12 protein-coding genes are annotated in these 17,092 nt (G+C 65.8%); 8 read left to right on the plus strand and 4 right to left on the minus strand.

Annotated elements, in window-relative coordinates:
• Window positions 1-83 precede the first annotated feature (83 nt).
• From ACCQ05_RS09920 to ACCQ05_RS09955, 8 genes are all read left to right on the plus strand, one after another.
• The gene (locus ACCQ05_RS09920) at window positions 84-1,106 is read left to right on the plus strand and encodes a LacI family DNA-binding transcriptional regulator (protein ID WP_372393662.1); all 1,023 of its coding nucleotides are present in this window, start codon (window positions 84-86) and stop codon (window positions 1,104-1,106) included.
• Window positions 1,107-1,211: 105 nt separating this feature from the next.
• Window positions 1,212-4,190 carry a TonB-dependent receptor gene (locus tag ACCQ05_RS09925; RefSeq protein ID WP_372393663.1) on the plus strand — a complete coding sequence of 993 codons (2,979 nt, stop codon included), beginning with the start codon at window positions 1,212-1,214 and terminating at the stop codon, window positions 4,188-4,190.
• A 103-nt stretch (window positions 4,191-4,293) separates the two neighbouring features.
• Window positions 4,294-5,931, plus strand: coding sequence for a glucoamylase family protein (locus tag ACCQ05_RS09930; protein WP_104544244.1), 1,638 nt, complete (start codon window positions 4,294-4,296; stop codon window positions 5,929-5,931).
• A gap of 3 nt (window positions 5,932-5,934) precedes the next feature.
• A complete protein-coding gene (locus ACCQ05_RS09935; RefSeq protein WP_228964199.1) occupies window positions 5,935-7,278 on the plus strand; it encodes a sugar ABC transporter substrate-binding protein in 1,344 nt (447 codons plus the stop codon).
• The gene (locus ACCQ05_RS09940; RefSeq protein WP_228964200.1) at window positions 7,275-8,159 is read left to right on the plus strand and encodes a carbohydrate ABC transporter permease; all 885 of its coding nucleotides are present in this window, start codon (window positions 7,275-7,277) and stop codon (window positions 8,157-8,159) included. The genes ACCQ05_RS09935 and ACCQ05_RS09940 overlap by 4 nt, the downstream gene beginning before the upstream one ends.
• A complete protein-coding gene (locus ACCQ05_RS09945; protein WP_104544250.1) occupies window positions 8,156-8,992 on the plus strand; it encodes a carbohydrate ABC transporter permease in 837 nt (278 codons plus the stop codon). The genes ACCQ05_RS09940 and ACCQ05_RS09945 overlap by 4 nt, the downstream gene beginning before the upstream one ends.
• Before the next feature lie 26 nt (window positions 8,993-9,018).
• On the plus strand, window positions 9,019-12,153 hold the full coding sequence (locus ACCQ05_RS09950) for a discoidin domain-containing protein (protein WP_372393664.1): 3,135 nt from the start codon (window positions 9,019-9,021) through the stop codon (window positions 12,151-12,153).
• A gap of 50 nt (window positions 12,154-12,203) precedes the next feature.
• Window positions 12,204-13,124, plus strand: a complete 921-nt coding sequence (locus ACCQ05_RS09955; protein WP_372394020.1) for an endonuclease/exonuclease/phosphatase family protein — start codon at window positions 12,204-12,206, stop codon at window positions 13,122-13,124.
• A gap of 118 nt (window positions 13,125-13,242) precedes the next feature.
• On the opposite strand, the gene ACCQ05_RS09960 is transcribed toward ACCQ05_RS09955, so the two are convergent.
• The 4 genes from ACCQ05_RS09960 to ACCQ05_RS09975 form a co-directional block, all read right to left on the minus strand.
• Window positions 13,243-14,475, minus strand: coding sequence for a TraB/GumN family protein (locus tag ACCQ05_RS09960; RefSeq protein WP_372393666.1), 1,233 nt, complete (start codon window positions 14,473-14,475; stop codon window positions 13,243-13,245).
• A complete protein-coding gene (locus tag ACCQ05_RS09965) occupies window positions 14,456-14,995 on the minus strand; it encodes a GNAT family N-acetyltransferase (protein WP_372393667.1) in 540 nt (179 codons plus the stop codon). Before ACCQ05_RS09965 ends, ACCQ05_RS09960 begins: the two co-directional genes overlap by 20 nt.
• A 4-nt stretch (window positions 14,996-14,999) precedes the next feature.
• Entirely contained in the window at window positions 15,000-15,884 is an 885-nt protein-coding gene (locus tag ACCQ05_RS09970; RefSeq protein WP_372393668.1) for a carbon-nitrogen hydrolase, read from the minus strand.
• Between the two features lie 111 nt (window positions 15,885-15,995).
• Entirely contained in the window at window positions 15,996-17,030 is a 1,035-nt protein-coding gene (locus ACCQ05_RS09975; protein WP_228963059.1) for an agmatine deiminase family protein, read from the minus strand.
• Window positions 17,031-17,092: the final 62 nt, after the last annotated feature.

The following is a 17,092-nucleotide window of genomic DNA, read 5'->3' on the forward strand; positions in this document are numbered from 1 at the left end:
TGAAGACGGGGGTTTACGTCCGCTTATGAAAACGCTTACAGTCCGCGCCAGTTTTGGGATGTCGGTCGCGGAGGGCGACACGAATGGCCAAGGGTGCGGTCACCATCAAAGATGTCGCCCGCGAAGCGCAGGTCTCCGTGGCGACCGTGTCGCGGGCGCTCAACGGGCATGACAACGTCGCCGGGCCGGTGCGTCAGCAGGTCGTGGCGGTGGCCGAACGCCTGCGCTACAGCCCGCACGCCGCTGCCCGCAGCCTGAGCAGCCGGCGCTCGCAGACGCTGGGCGTGGTGCTGCCGGACCTGTACGGCGAATTCTTTTCCGAGCTGATCCGCGGCATCGATGGCGCGGCACGCGCCGCCGGCCAGCACCTGCTGGTATCCAGCTATCACGGCGATCCGGAAGCCCAGGGCAGGGCATTGCGCTCGATGCGCGGGCGCGTGGATGGCCTGCTGGTGTTGTCGCCGTACGCCGAGCAGCCGGGCTTCCTGACCGACAACCTGCCGCAGGCGCTGCCGACGGTGCTGATCAATGCGCACCTGCCCGGCGCCGGCTATCCGGTGCTGAGCATCGACGACCATGCCGGCGCCATGGCCATGACCGAGCATCTGCTGCGCGCAGGCCACCGGCGCATCGCCTTCATCGGCGGGCCGGCGCTCAATTTCGACGCGCGCGAACGCCTGCGCGGCTTCCGCGATGCGATTGCCGGATTCGGCGAGCAGGCGCAGGCAATCGAGTATGCGGGCGACTTCGACGAAGCGTCCGGCCACCGCGCCGGGCTGGCGATGCTGGCTGCGGGCGGATTGCCCGACGCGGTCTTCGCCGCCAACGACATGACCGCGCTCGGCTGCCTGTACGCGTTCGCCCATGCCGACGTCGCGGTGCCCGGCGATGTCGCCCTGGCCGGTTTCGACGACATCCCGCTGGCCCGTTTTGTCCATCCGCCGCTGACCACCATGCGGGTCAGCATCGCGCGCCTCGGCGAGCGGGCGATGAGCCGGCTGATGCGGCTGGTGGAAGCGCCGGGCAGCGACGACGGCATGCGCCAGTTGCTCACGCCCGAGCTGGTGATCCGCGCGTCCTGCGGTGCCGGCGTGCCGGGCGCCTGACCTTTTCGCGGACGTTCTGTCCGCTCCCCGCTGCTCCCCCGCAGCGGTCGTTCCTGCAACACCGCAACGCCACAACAACAATCTGTACCGATCCCTGGAGGGACCATGCACCACCACCACCCCCATTCCGCGCGTCCGGCGCGCAAGCTGCTCAGCTGTGCCCTGGCCAGCTGCCTGCTGCTGGGCGCTGCGCCTGCGTTCGCGCAAGGCACCGGCGCCACCATCCGCGGCCAGGTCACGGTCGACGCGGCACCGGCCGCACAGGCGCAGGTCACCGCGACCAATCTGGCCACTGGCCTGACCCGCACCGTGCAGGTGAGCAACGGCGGCTATTCGCTGGGCGGCCTGCCACCGGGTTCGTACCGGATCGATGTCACCGCCAACGGCCAGACCAGCACGCAGAACGTCACCGTGCAGGTGGGCCAGACGGCAACCCTGAACCTGGGCGTCGGCGGCGAGCCGGCCACGGCCGATGGTGGTAACGCCACCACGCTGGATGCGGTGCAGGTCAAGGCGCCGCCGGTGCTGGTGGAAACCCGTACCTCCGAGAACGCCACGTATATCTCCAACGTACAGATCCAGAACCTGCCGCGGGCCACGCGCAACTTCCTGGAGCTGGCCGACACCGTGCCGAACGTGCAGTTCACCCGCGACGCCAACGGCACCACCAAGGTGCGCTCGGGCGCCACCTCGGCCGAAGGCACCAACGTCTACATCGACGGCGTCAGCCAGAAGAACTATGTGCTGACCGGCGGCGTCAGCGGCCAGGATTCCAGCCGCGGCAACCCGTTCCCGCAGTCGGCGATCGGCGAATACAAGGTCATCACCTCCAACTACAAGGCCGAGTTCGACCAGGTCAGCGGCGCGGCCATCGTGGCCTCGTCCAAGTCCGGCACCAACGATTTCCACGGCAGCTTCTTCTGGGACACCAGCAACGACGGCTGGCGCGAAGAGAGTCCGCTGGAGAAGCGCGCCGGCGTGCGTGACGACTTCGAGGAAACCCAGTACGGCGCCACGTTCAGCGGCCCCATCCTCAAGGACAAGGCACACTTCTTCATCGCCTACGAGGCCAAGGAATACACCACGCCGAATGTGGTGATCCCCGGTTCGATCTATTCCGACCGGGTCGACCAGCTGCCGGCGCAGCTGCAGCCGCTGGTGGTGACCTCCAGCACGCCGTTCAAGGAAGACCTGTACTTCGGCAAGATCGACTGGACCATCGGCGACAACCACCTGTTCGAGCTGACCGGCAAGTACCGCAAGGAAGACGAGCTCAACGATGTCGGCCGGACCTCGACCTACGAACATGGCAGCATCAACGGGCAGGAAGAAAAGCGCGCCAACCTGCGCTGGCAGTACAGCGGCGCCAACTTCCTCAACGAGGCCAACCTCAGCTACGAGAGCGCGTTCTGGAACCAGGCGCCGATCAACAACGGCAACGGCTACATCCTCAGCTACACCCCGGTGCGCGGCAACGAGACCGACATCCTGGCCGCCGGTGCCGGCAGCAGTTTCCAGCGCAAGGGCCAGAAGGGCTGGACCTTCCAGGACGACCTGACCTTGAACAGCCTGGAATGGCATGGCGCGCACACCGTCAAGATGGGCGTGAAGTTCAAGAGCATCGATCTGGATTCGACCCAGTTCAATCCGGCAAACCCGCAGTACTACTACAACATCCTCACCGACGTGCAGACCCCGTACCGCGTGCGCTTCGGCGCGCCGCTGGTGGACGGTGGCGGTTCGGTGGTGTCCAAGAACAAGCAGTACGGCATCTACCTGCAGGACGACTGGGAGGTCAACGAGCACTGGACCCTGAACCTGGGCGTGCGCTACGACTACGAACAAACCCCGGCGTTCCTGGATTTCGTCACCCCGACGGATGTGGCCAGCGCGCTGCAGAACTGGCCGAACCTGCGCAACGCCAACTACGACATCAACAACTTCATCAGCACGGGCAACAACCGCAAGGCGTTCAACAATGCCTGGCAGCCGCGCCTGGGTGCGTCCTACGACCTGTTCGGCGACCAGGCCCACGTGATCTACGGCGGCGCCGGCCGGGCGTACGACCGCAACATCTTCGACTACCTGGCCCTGGAGCAGCTCAACAACTCCTTCAAGTCGTACAGCTACTACTTCACCAGCGCCAACAACCCCGCCTGCCTGGGCGACCCGTGCACGGCATGGAATCCGGCCTATAACAGCCAGCAAGGGCTGGACACGCTGACCGCCAGCAGCACCGGCGGTGGTGGGCGCGAGGTCTACCTGATCGACAACAACCTCAAGACCCCGTACTCGGACCAATTCAGCATCGGCATGCGCAACATGGTGCCGCTGTGGGGCCAGGACTGGTTCACCGACGTGACCCTGAGCCGGATCGAAAGCCACGACGGTTTTGCCTTCGTGCGCGGCAACCGCCTGCCGGATGGTTCGTTCTTCCAGCCCGGGACCACCTCGGGCGTGCCGACCGACGGGCCCGATGGCTACAGCGCCATCGTGCTGGGCACCAATGGCGTGGAAACCCGCAACAACCAGCTCGCGCTGCAGATCGAAAAGCCCTTCGACGAGGAGTCCGGCTGGGGCCTGACCGTGGCCTATACCTATTCCGATGCCAAGGAGAACCGCCAGTTCGGCGAGCATTACGCGCTGGACCGCGAACGCATCCAGGACTACGGCTGGCGCGAGGCCGGCGGCATCCCGAAGAATCGCCTGGTGGTCACCGGCATCTACGAGCTGCCGTACGAGGTCAAGCTGTCCGGCAAGCTGTCGCTGGCCAGCCAGACCGCGCGCTACGGCCAGAATTGTCTTGCCGGCAACGACCAGTGCGACATCATCCAGTTCAAGCCGGATGGCACGCTGGGCTACAAGGAATTCAGCATTGCCGCCAATAAGGAATGGGATACCGGCGCAGGTGTCACATTCAATGTGCGTGCGGATATCCTCAACGTGTTCAACTGGGTCAATTACGCCGCCTTCAACGGCGATACCGGAACATTGCAGGACTTGAATACGGCTTACGGCACGCCGACCGGCGTGTTGGCATCGCCGATGCGTACCTTCCGGCTGGCCTTCGGCCTGAACTGGTGAGGTACTCGACCGCCCTGGCCACAAGGCCGGGGCGGTCGAACTCGGCGCCCGGATAGGGTAGGTTTGCGTGCCAGATGTAATCGATTACACAGGTGGGGGACGGATGGACAGGGGCAACACGTCGCGTTGGTTGACGATTCCACTCTTGCTGGGTGCGCTGGTACTGGCGTCCTGCAAACAGGCCGAGGAACCCAAGGTGGCCGAACGCAAGGCGCCGGTGAAAGTGATCCTGATCGAGGCGCAGTTGCCGCCCAAGCCGGTCAAGCCGCCGCTGCCGCCGTTGTTCTCGGACATCGAACGCCGCACCTTCCAGTTCTTCTGGGACACCACCAACGAGGTCAACGGGCTGTCGCCGGACCGTTTTCCGTCGCGCCCGTTCGCCAGCATCGCCTCGGTGGGCTTTGCGCTGACCGCCTATCCGATCGGTATCGAGAATGGCTGGATCAGCCGTAATCAGGCGATCGACCGCACCCTGACGACCCTGAAGTTCTTCCGCGATGCGCCGATGGGGCCGCAGCGTACCGGCCGCGCCGGCTACAAGGGCTTCTATTACCACTTTCTGGACATGCAGCAGGGCAACCGCTACGACAGCTGGGTCGAGCTGTCGAGCGTGGACACCGCGCTGCTGATGATGGGCGTGTTGTTCACCCAGTCTTACTACGACGGCGAGGACCCGCGCGAGAAGGAGATCCGCCAGATCGCCGACACGCTCTACAAGCGTGTGGACTGGCGTTGGCTGCAGCAACGTGCGCCGCTGATCTCGATGGGCTGGTTCCCGGAGAGCGGCTTCATCGATCACGACTGGATGGGCTACAACGAGGCGATGATGTTGTACATCCTCGCCCTCGGCTCGCCCACCCATGGCGTGGACCCGGAAGCGTGGACCAGCTGGACCCGCACCTACAACAACGACTGGGGCGTGTACCAGGGCCAGGAATACCTGTCCTTCGGCCCGCTGTTCGGCCACCAATACAGCCATGTCTGGATCGACTTCCGCGATATCCAGGACCAGTACATGCGCGAGCGCGGCATCGACTACTTCCTCAACAGCCGCCGCGCCACCCTGGCGCAGCGCGACTACGCCATCGACAATCCGATGAAGTGGAAGGATTACGGCGAGAACGTGTGGGGCCTGACCGCCGGCGACGGCCCGCAGAACACCAGCCAGGAATACCGGGGCGAGCAGCGCCAGTTCCGGCACTATTCCTCGCGTGGCGCCGGTCTGCGCGAAAACTTCGACGACGGCACCATCGCGCCGACCGCGGCCATCTCCTCGATCGTGTTCGCCCCGGAAGTGGTGATCCCGGCCACCGAGGAAATGCACAAGCGCTACGGCGACTATCTGTATTCCAGCTATGGTTTCCTGGATTCGTTCAACCCCAGCTTCAACTACGACATCCCGCTCAAGACCGGGCGCATGGTGCCCAACCGCGGCTGGGTGGCGGGCGACTACATCGGCATCGACCAGGGCCCGATCCTGACCATGATCGCCAACTACCAGAACGAATTTGTCTGGAACGTCATGAAGAAGAATCCCTACATCCGTAGCGGTCTCGAACGCGCCGGCTTCACCGGCGGCTGGCTCACCCCCGAAGGCGAGCCGCAGCCGCTGCCGCAGAAGGACGAGCAAAAAGCCGCCGCGCGGTCGCTGGGCATGGCCGAATCGCGTGCCGCCGCCGCCCAGGCGCAGCAAGACCCCTCGCAACGCCAAAACTCCACGCAACGCCCCAAACCCGAGTAATCCGTGCGCCTTCTGAAACTGTTGATACTGGCCGCCGCCCTGTGTGCAGGTGCGGCCGGATGTAGCCGTGCCGACCAGGCCCAGACCACCGTGCGCTTCTGGGCGATGGGCAAGGAGGCCGAAGTGGTGGCCGAGCTGGTGGCCGATTTTGAAAAGCAGCACCCGGACATCCACGTGGATGTGCAGAACATCCCGATGACCGCGGCGCACGAAAAACTGCTCACCGCCTTCGCCGCCGATGGCTTGCCGGACGTGTGCCAGCTGGGCAATACCTGGCTGCCGGAATTCGCCTTGCTGGACACACTCGAGCCGATGCAGCCCTACGTGGCGCGCTCGAAGATCGTCGACCCGGCCGATTATTTCCCCGGCGTGTGGGACACCAACGTGGTCGACGGCACCTTGTATGGGGTGCCGTGGTATGTGGACACGCGGCTGCTGTTCTACCGCAAGGACCTGTTGCGCGAGGCAGGCTACAGCGAAATGCCCAAGACCTGGGCCGAGATGGAGCAGGTGATGGCGGCGATCAAGCGCCACGTCGGCCCCGACCGCTACGCCATCCTGATGCCGCTCAACGAGTTCGAACAGCAGCTGTCCTTCGCGCTGCAGCAGGACGACCGCCTGCTGCGCGATCACGACAACTACGGCAATTTCCGCAGCGCCGGCTTCCGCAAGGCATTGGCGTTCTACGACGGCATGTACCAGAAGGGCTGGGCGCCGAAGGTATCGGAGACCCAGGTCTCCAACGTCTGGTACGAATTCTTCAACGGCTACTACGCGTTCTATCTCTCTGGTCCATGGAACGTGCGCGAGTTCAAGCTGCGCCAGCCGCCGGGCATGGAAGGCAAGTGGGGGACTGCGCCGTTACCTGGCCCCAATGGCCTGGGTGCGGGCATTGCCGGCGGTTCCAGCCTGGTCATCTTCAAGTCCTCCCAGCACAAGGAGGCCAGCTGGAAGCTGATCGAATACCTGTCCCAGCCGGCCGTGCAGGCGCGCTTCCACGCCATCATCGGCGACCTGCCACCGCGGCGCAGCACCTGGAAACTGCCGTCGCTGGCCAACGACGAACTGGCCCGCGCCTTCGGCGACCAGCTGGAGCGGGTCAAGGCCACGCCCAAGGTGCTGGAGTGGGAGCGCATCGTGCAGGAGATGCGCCTGGTGACCGAGCGCGTGGTGCGCGGCGGGCAATCGCACGAGGCCGCCGTGCAGGAACTGGACAAACGCGTGGACGAGATACTGGCCAAGCGCCGCTGGATCTTCGAGCAGGAAGGCGGGCATGTCGGGCCCGTTGGTGAATCTGCCGCGTCCCCCGCAGCCCAGGCCGCGCCGGCGCAGGGAGGTGTTCGATGATGCGCCGCAACTCCGTCGCCGGCTGGGTCTTCGCCGCGCCCTCGATCCTGGTGCTGGGCATGTTCTTCGGCGTGCCGGTGCTGGCCGCGCTGGTGCTCAGCGTCACCGACTTCGATCTGTACGCGCTGGCCGACAGCAGTCACCTGCGCTTCGTGGGGCTGGGCAACTACATCGAGCTGCTGCAGACGCCGCTGTTCTGGAAGTCGTTGTGGAACACGACGTACTTCGTGCTGCTGGGCGTGCCGATGTCCATCGCGGTGTCGCTGGGTGCGGCGCTGCTGCTCAACGCCAAGGCCTCGCGCTTCAAGGCCCTGTTCCGCACCGCGCTGTTCGCACCGGTGGTCACCACGCTGGTGGCGGTGGCGGTGATCTGGCGTTATCTGTTCCACATCAAGTACGGCCTGGTGAATTTCGGACTGAGCCATCTGGGCATCGCCCCGATCGACTGGCTGGGCGATCCGCGCTGGGCCATGCCCACCATCATGCTGTTCGCGGTGTGGAAGAACTTCGGCTACAACATGGTGATCTTTCTGGCCGGCCTGCAGGCCATCCCGCAGGACCTGTACGAAGCCGCGCGCATCGACGGCGCCTCGCGCTGGAAGCAGTTCCTGCACATCACCTTGCCGATGCTCGGGCCTGTGCTGATGGTGGTCGGGGTGATCACCATCTCCGGCTACTTCCAGCTGTTCGCCGAACCCTACGTGATGACCCGCGGCGACCCGCTGCAGAGCACCGTCAGCGTGCTGTATTTCATGTTCGAGGAAGGCTTCAAGTGGTGGAACCTCGGCCGCGCGTCGGCGGTGGCCTTCCTGTTGTTCCTGATCATTTTGGCGGTGACCACGCTGATGCTGCGCTTTGGCCGCAAGAAGGACCTGATATGAGTCGTGATGTCGGCCAATCGCGCTGGAATGCCGTGCTGATCAATGGCGGCCTGCTGGTGCTGGCCCTGGTCAGCCTGGCGCCGCTATTGTGGATGCTGTCGGTGTCGTTCATGCCCACCGGCGAGGCCAGCCGGTTCCCGCCGCCGATGCTGCCGTCGGCATTCACCACCGCCAACTACCACGAGCTGTTCGCACGCACCGGCATGGCGCGCAACTTTGCCAACAGCCTGCTGGTGTCCGCCTTGATCACGCTGGGCTCGTTGCTGATCAACACCATGGCCGGCTATGCGTTCGCCAAGCTGCAGTTCGTCGGGCGCGAGCGCATCTTCAAGATCCTGATGGCCGCATTGGTGATTCCGGCGCAGGTGGCGATGCTGCCGCTGTTCCTGCTGATGAAGCAGCTGCATCTGGTCAATACCATCGGCGGGGTGGTGGTGCCGGCGCTGGCGACCGTGTTCGGCATCTTCCTGGTGCGCCAGTATGCGCGCAGCATTCCCGACGAACTGATCGAAGCCGCGCGTATCGACGGCGCCAGCGAGATGCGGATCTTCTTCCAGATCGTGTTGCCGATGCTCAAGCCGGTGCTGGTCACCCTGACCATCTTCACCTTCATGGGCTCGTGGAACGACTTCATGTGGCCACTGATCGTGCTGACCGACCAGGAGCAGTACACCTTGCCGGTGGCGCTGGCGGCGCTGTCGCGCGAGCACATCATGGACGTGGAGCTGATGATGGCCGGCGCGGTGGTGACGGTGATTCCGGTGCTGCTATTGTTCCTGGCGCTGCAGCGTTACTACATTCAAGGTCTTCTGCTGGGGAGTGTGAAGGGGTGAAGCCAGTGTTCCTGCGACTGCTTGCCATGACCGCCATTGCCGCCGCGGGCGCGGCACCGGCGCAGGAGCGCGTGCTCGACGGCTTCAACGACATCGGCGCCTGGCGCCTGGTGGTGTCCAACCAGGTCAGCGGTTCGTTGCGGCCGGTGGCCACGGCCTCGGGCGGACATGCGCTGTGCCTGGACTACAACTTCAACGGCGTGTCCGGCTATGTGGGCATCCGTCGCAGCTTGCCGATCACTTATCCGGACAACTACCGGATCGGGTTCGCGGTGCGCGGCGAGTCGCCCTCCAACGACCTGCAGTTCAAGATGATCGACGCCAGCGGCGACAACGTGTGGTGGGTCAATCGGCCGGGCTTCAACTTCCCGAAGAACTGGACCACATTCACCTACCGCAAGCGCAACATCGAGAAGGCCTGGGGCCCGGGTGCGGACAAGCAATTGCGCACCAGTGCGGACGTGGAGTTCACCATCTACAACAAGGTCGGCGGCCAGGGCACGGTGTGCTTCGACCGTCTGACGCTGACGCCGCTGCCACCTGAAGACACCTCGCCGCTGAAGGCCGAGGCCATCACCGACACCGCACCGGCGCTGGAACAGCGCCTGGCCGACGGCAAGCCGGAGACCTTCTGGCTCAGCGGCGCGGTCAAGCAGCAGACCGTCACCCTGGACCTGGGCAAGGTGCGCGAATTCGGTGGCGCCGTGGTGCAATGGGTGCCCGGCCTGCAGGCCTCGCAGTACCAGGTGCGTTCCTCCAGCGACGGACGGAGCTGGCGCGATCTGCGTACCGTCACCGCCGGTGCCGGCGGCACCGACTGGCTGGCCTTGCCCGATACCGAAGCCCGCTACCTGCGCTTCGATCTCAAGGACGGCCCGAACTGGCGCTACGGCATCAAGGAAGTACAGCTGCAACCGCTGGCGTTTGCGGCCACGCCCAACGACTTCATCAAATCGCTGGCGGCGCAATTGCCACGCGGCAGTTACCCGCGCGGCTTCTCCGGCGAGCAGCCGTACTGGACCATCCTCGGTCTGGACGGCGGCACCGAACAGGGTCTGATCGGCGAAGACGGCGCGGTGGAAGTGGGCAAGGGCGGTTTCAGCATCGAACCGTTCGTGGTCACCGGCGGCAAGCTGCTGCACTGGTCCGACGTCAGCAGCGAGCAAAGCCTGCAGGACGACTACCTGCCGATTCCCAGCGTCGACTGGCACCACGACCTGATGAACCTGCGCGTCACCGCCTTCGTGCAGGGCACCCCGGAACAGGCGCAACTGGTCGCGCGCTACCAGCTGCACAACACCGGCAAGGACGCGCGCGAGTTCACCCTGGCCCTGGCGGTGCGTCCGTTCCAGGTCAATCCGCCATCGCAGTTCCTCAACACCCTGGGCGGCGTCAGCCGGATCGAACAGCTCGCCGTGGATGGCGCCCAGGTCAGCGTCAACGGCAAGCCGCGCGTGTTCGCGGCGCAGCGCCCCGATGCCGGGTTCGCCACTGCTTTCGACAGCGGCATGGATGTCAGCCATCTCACCGCTGCCACGCCGCCCACCACCACCCAGGTCAAGGACGAAACCGGCCTGGCCTCGGGTGTGCTGCTGTATCGCTGGAAGCTGGAACCGGGCCAACGGCGCGAGGTGGCGCTGGTGATCCCGCAGACCGGCGCCGCGCAGTTGCCTGCCGGTTTCGATGCGGAGGCCGCGCAACAACAGGTGGCCCAGCAGTGGCGCGGCAAGCTCGATCGCGTGCGCATCAGCGTGCCGGCCGAAGGCAAGCCGGTGGTCGATACCTTGCGCACGGCGCTGGCGCACATGCTGATCTCGCGCATCGGCCCGCGCCTGCAGCCGGGCACGCGCTCGTACTCGCGTAGCTGGATCCGCGACGGCGCAATGATCTCCGAGGGGCTGCTGCGGCTCGGCCGCGAAGACGTGGTACGCGACTACGTCGACTGGTTCGCGCCGTATCAATTCGCCGACGGCATGGTGCCGTGCTGCGTGGACGACCGCGGCAGCGACCCGGTGCCGGAAAACGACAGCCATGGCGAGCTGATCTACAACATCGCCGAGTACTACCGCTACACCGGCGACAGGGCGTTCCTGGAGAAGATGTGGCCGCACGTCACCGGCGCGGTCGACTACATGGAAAAGCTGCGCGCCAGCGAGCGCACCGAAGAGAACTTCATGCGCAACCCGGCCTTCTACGGAATGATGCCGGTGTCGATCAGCCATGAAGGCTATTCGGCCAAGCCGGTGCATTCGTACTGGGACAACTTCTGGGCTCTACGCGGCTACAAGGACGCCACGATGCTGGCCAGCGCGCTCGACAAGCCGGACGAGGTGGCCCGCTTCGGCGCGGCGCGCGATGAGTTCAGCGGCGACCTGATCGCTTCGCTGGGCGCGGCAGTACGCCAGCACAGCCTGGATTTCCTGCCCGGCTCGGCCGAACTTGGCGATTTCGATGCCACCTCCACCACCATCGCGCTCACCCCCGGCGGCGAACAGCAGCGGCTGCCGCCGGACCTGCTGAGCAACACCTTCGAGCGCTACTGGAAGGAATTTTCCGACCGTCGCGACAGCAAGCGCGAATGGAAGGACTACACCCCGTACGAGTGGCGCAACGTCGCCGCATTCGTGCGCCTGGGCTGGCGCGAGCGTGCCTGGGACGCCACTGCGTTCTTCTTCAAGGATCGCGCGCCGCAGCCGTGGAATCAGTGGGCCGAAGTGGTGTCGCGCACACCGCGTACGCCATTCTTTGTCGGCGACCTGCCGCATGCCTGGGTGGCATCGGATTTCGTGCGCTCGGTGCTGGACATGTTCGCCTACACCCGCGAATCGGACCAGAGCGTGGTGATTGCCGCCGGCACCCCGACGCGCTGGTTCGAAGGCAAGGGCATCGGCATCGCCGAATTGCGCACGCCATACGGGCGCCTCAACTACACCTTGCAGCGCAGCGAGAAGCAGCTGGTGCTGCAGCTGCAGCCCGGCCTGCTGATGCCGCCTGGTGGGGTGGTGTTCGCCTGGCCTTACCAGGGCGAACCCGGCAAGGCCAGCGTCAACGGCGAAACCGTTGACTGGCTCAACGGCGAGCTGCGCATCCAGCAACTGCCGGCCACGGTGCAGATCGATGTGCCCAGCGCGGTAAGGCGGGCCGAAAAGGCCACGCAATGATGCGCCTGCCTTATCCGGGACGGGCAGGGCAGTGGCGCCACCGTGGCGTGATGCTGGCCGCGGCGGCTGTGTTGGTGGCGTGCGCTGCGGCTGCGCAGGCAGGGCCGGCAGAATCGCAGCTCAAGGCTGACCAGGCGAAGCAACCCGGCGCGCCCCCTGTGGCTGGACGATCAGTGCAGGCGACTGCCTCCACTGTGTCAGCGCGCGAGATGACCCTGGTCACGCTCAACCTGCATCACGACCGCGAGGATTGGCCGGGCCGTCGCGCGCATATCGCCAAGGAACTCAAGCGCCTTGCACCGGACGTGATTGCGCTGCAGGAGGTGATCGAGCGGCGCGGCAGCGTGGAAAACCAGGCGGCCTGGCTGGCGCGCAAGCTGGGCTACGACCTCATCTTCGCCTCGGTCGATCCCATCGGTGCACCCAAGCGTTACGGCAATGCGCTGCTGAGCCGACGCAAGGTGCTGACCGGCCAGCAGCGCCTGCTGCAGCCGCTGGACGACTACCGCGTCGCCGCGCACCTGCAGGTGGACCTCGATGGTCAACCGGTCAACGTTTATGTTACCCATCTCAACGAACGCGCCGATGCGCGCGGCACCGCCACGCGAACGCGCCAGGTGGCCGATCTGCTGGAGTTCATCGGCTCCACCAGCGCACAGGCCCCGGTAGTGATCGCAGGCGATTTCAACACCGCCGCCGATGCGCTGGATCTGGAGGCGCTGCGCAAGGGCTATGGCGACAGCTACGGCAGCGTGCATCGCAACAGTGCGGCCGATGTCAGTACCTTGAACCTGCATGTCTTCGACACGCCGGCACGCATCGATCATGTGTTCTTCCAGCAGAGCCGCCTGCTCGCACGCGAAGCGAGCATCCTGTTCGACACCCCGTATGCCGAAGGCCGCTGGGCATCGGATCACTATGGAGTGTGGGTGCGCCTGCAGTTGGCACCACCGGCGCAGTCCGCGCCGTAGCAGCGCACAAGCGATAGAGCCTGTAGGAGCGCACCCGGGCGCGATGGGGTGTTACCGGTAATGCTTCATCGCGCCCGGGGGCACTCCTACGAGGAGCAGCGGTGCAGCGCCACCATGCTCACCCATGCAGGCGATTGAAGATCTGCACGCCGGCCAGCCACACCCCGGCCATGCTGCCGAAATTGGTTAGCAGGAAGGTCAGCACCACGCGCGAGACGCGATTGCGGTACCAGCCGCGCAGGGTCTGCGCGTCGTCGCGCAGCGACAGGAAATCGCCATAGGCCGGTTTGCGCATGTGCACTTCGACCAGCGCTGCAAAGGCGCCGGTCGGCACGCTCAGCCGGAACGGCTTGAACGGTGCCACCACCGCAGCGGTCAGGATGCTCAGCGGGTGACTGCCGGCCAGCAGACAACCCAGTGCCGCCATGCCGCCGGTGTACATCGCCCATTGCAGCAGCAGGTCGGCGCCCATGCTCAGGCCGCCGCGCCAGAAGCCGATGCCGATCCCGGTAATGATCACCGCCAGGATGCCCAGCGTGATCCACGGGATGCGCTTGCGCTGCTGCACGTATTCCAGCGCTTCGCGCAGCGGGCCGGGCGCATCGGTGTCCTGCTCCAGGTGCCGCGCAAGCCCAGCCAGATGGCCGGCGCCCACCACCGCCAATACCTCGCGCTGGCCGCCGTCGGCTTCCTCGCGCAGGCGCGTGGCCATGTAGCGATCGCGCTCGGCGATCACGGTCTCGTACAGCTCCGGGCTTTCGCTGGCGAAATCGCCGAAGCTCGCCTCCAGCATGTCGCCCTGCTTGAGCTTTTCGATTTCTTCCTCGCCCACCTCGTCGGCGGCGAACAGGCCGCCGAGCAGGCCGCCGGCCAGCTTCATCTTGCCGAAGAAGCCCAGCCGCCCGGAGGCGCGCTTGAAGGTCAGCCCGACTTCGCGGTCGATCAGGTACACCGGCAACCCCTGGGCGCGTGCCAGGTTGACCGCTTCCTTCAGTTCGGCCCCCGGTTCGATGCCCAACTGCTTGGCCAGCCGGCGCTGATACGCCGCCAACGCAAGATTGGCCGCAAACAGCGCCACGCGCCCCTTGCGGATCACCTGCACCAGGTCCAGGCGGGCCAACGCGTCCGGATCGCTGAGCGCCTGCAGCCGCTGCGTATCCAGTTCCACCGCCACCGCGTCATAACGGCCGCTGCCGATCGCCCGCTGCACCGCGGCCACGCTGGCCAGCGACACGTGCGCGGTGCCCAGCAGGGTGTAGCGCACGCCATCGCGCTCGACGATGCGATGCGGCTGGCCGGACAGCGCATCGTCCAGAACGTGGGGGAGCTGCTCAGTCATGGGGGTATTCATCAGAAGGAGGAGTGGTGTCGCCGGAGCCGAGCGCGCGTTGCATCTGCACGCTGTCCAGCCAGCGACCATGCTTGCGGCCGATCCCGCTGAAGACTCCGACCGTGCGGAATCCAAAACGTTCATGCAGCCGACGCGAGGCCTGGTTCTCGGCATCGCCGATCACCGCGATCATCTGCCGGTAGCCGCGTTGCTCGCACAGTGCGATCAGTTCGCCAAGCAGGGCGCTGCCGATGCCGTGGCCCTGCTGGCCTTGGGCCACGTAGATCGAGTTCTCCACCGTCCAGCGGTAGCCTGCACGCGCGCGGTAGCTGCCTGCATATGCGTAGCCGACCACCGCACCATCGCGTTCTGCGACCAGGTAGGGGTAGCCCGCATCCACCACGGCGTCCACGCGTGAGCGCATCTGCTCGCTGGATGGCGCGCTGTATTCGTAGGTATTGCACCCGGCGATCTGCTCCGCATAGATCGCGGTGATCGCCGGGATGTCCGCTTCGCGGACTGCACGCAACTCGACGCGCATGCAGTCAGTCGATGTAGCGCTTGAGCAGGTCGCCATACGCATCGATACGGCGGTCGCGCAGGAACGGCCAGATGCGGCGCACGTGTTCGCTGCGCTGCAGATCGACATCGCAGATCAGTACGGTCGGGTCGTGGCCGGCTTCGGCAATGAACTCGCCCTGCGGTCCCAGCACATGGCTGTTGCCCCAGAACTGGATGCCCGATGCGCCCAGCGGCGAGGGCTCGTGGCCGACGCGGTTGCACGACAGCACCGGCACGCCATTGGCGACCGCATGGCCGCGATGGCTGAGTATCCAGGCATCGCGCTGGCGTTCCTGCTCGGGTTGCTGGTCGTCCGGATCCCAGCCGATCGCGGTGGGGTAGAGCAGCAGCTCGGCGCCGGCCAACGCCATCAGGCGCGCCGCTTCCGGGTACCACTGGTCCCAGCACACCAGCACGCCAAGGCGGCCCACCGAGGTGTCGATCGGCGTAAAGCCCAGATCGCCCGGAGTGAAGTAGAACTTCTCGTAGAAGCCCGGGTCGTCGGGGATGTGCATCTTGCGGTACTTGCCGAGCAGGCGGCCGTCTTTTTCGAACACCACCGCCGTGTTGTGATACAGGCCGGCGGCGCGACGCTCGAACAGCGAGGCGACCAGCACCACGCCGTGTTGCCTGGCCAGCGCGCCCAGGCGCTCGGTGCTTGGGCCGGGAATCGGCTCGGCCAGATCGAATTCCTCCACCGACTCGTGCTGGCAGAAATACGCACCGTTGTGCAGTTCCTGCAACAGCACCAGCTTGGCGCCCTGCGCGGCCGCTTCGGCCACGCGCGATTCGATGACGGCCAGGTTGGCCTCGGCGTCGCCGTGGTTGCGCTCCTGGATCAGCGCGACGGAAAGGAGATGACGGGTCATGGCTACATCCAACTGGGTGACGCGCTAAGGTAGCGCGTCGTGGCGGAACACCGGCCTGCCGGCCGGAACAGGAACGACGCGTCGCTTGGATCGCCGCGACGGTCGCAACATCTAGGCAGCCAGCAAGCCGGCCGGCAACTGCATGGTCAGGCAGTGCAGGCTGCCGTTCTGCCAGATCAGCGCACGGCAGGGCACCGGCACGATCTCATGTTGCGGGAAGGCGTCGGCCAGCACCGCCTGCGCGGCGGCATCGGCCGGATCGCCGTAGGCCGGCATCAGCACCGCGCCATTGACGATCAGGAAGTTGGCATACGACGCGGCCAGGCGGCGGCCCTGGTCGAGAATCGGCTGCGCCCACGGCAGCACGAACAGGCGGTACGGCTGGCCATCGGCGGTGCGCAGGGCGGCCAGTTCACTGCCCATCGCCTGCAATTCGGCGTAATGCGAATCGCCGGGGACATCGCAGCCCTGGTAGACGATCGCATCCGGGCCGGCGAAACGCGCCAGCGTGTCGATATGCGCATCGGTATCGTCGCCTTCCAGGTAGCCGTGATCCAGCCACAGCACGCGATCCTGGGCCAACCAGGTCGCCAGATCGCTGCTCAGCGATTCGCGGCTGCGCTGCGGGTGGCGCTCGTGCAGGCATTTCCAGGTGGTCAGCAAGGTGCCGGCGCCATCGGTCTCGATCGCACCGCCTTCCAGCGCGAAATCCACCGTCTGCACCGGCGCGGGCACGAACACCTGCGCTGCATCCAGCGCCCCCACCAGCTGATCGTCCAGGCTGGCTTCGAACTTGCCGCCCCAGCCTGTGAAGCGGAAATCCATCAGCCGGAAGCCGGCATCCTGGCGCAGCGTGATTGGGCCCGAATCGCGCAGCCAGGTGTCGTTATAGGCGGCCACCACGAAACGCACGCGCGTCATGTCCAGCCGCGCCGAGCGCAGCCGCGCTTCGGCATAGATCTGCAGATCGTCGTCGGCCACGCAGATGATCACCGGCTCGAAGCGGGCGATCGCCGTCACCAGCGCGATATAGGTCTCTTCCACCTCGGCCAGGCGCTCGGCCCAGTCGGTGCCGGCGTGCGGCCACGCAATCAACACGGCAGATTGGGGTTCCCATTCGGCGGGGAAACGAAGACGGTCGGTCATGCCTGGCAGTACTCATCTTGGTGCCGGGCAGCGGCCCGGAGGTTCATCGATTCCCTGCACAC

Source organism: Xanthomonas sp. NCPPB 3582 (assembly GCF_041475735.2).
Lineage (GTDB): Bacteria > Pseudomonadota > Gammaproteobacteria > Xanthomonadales > Xanthomonadaceae > Xanthomonas > Xanthomonas codiaei.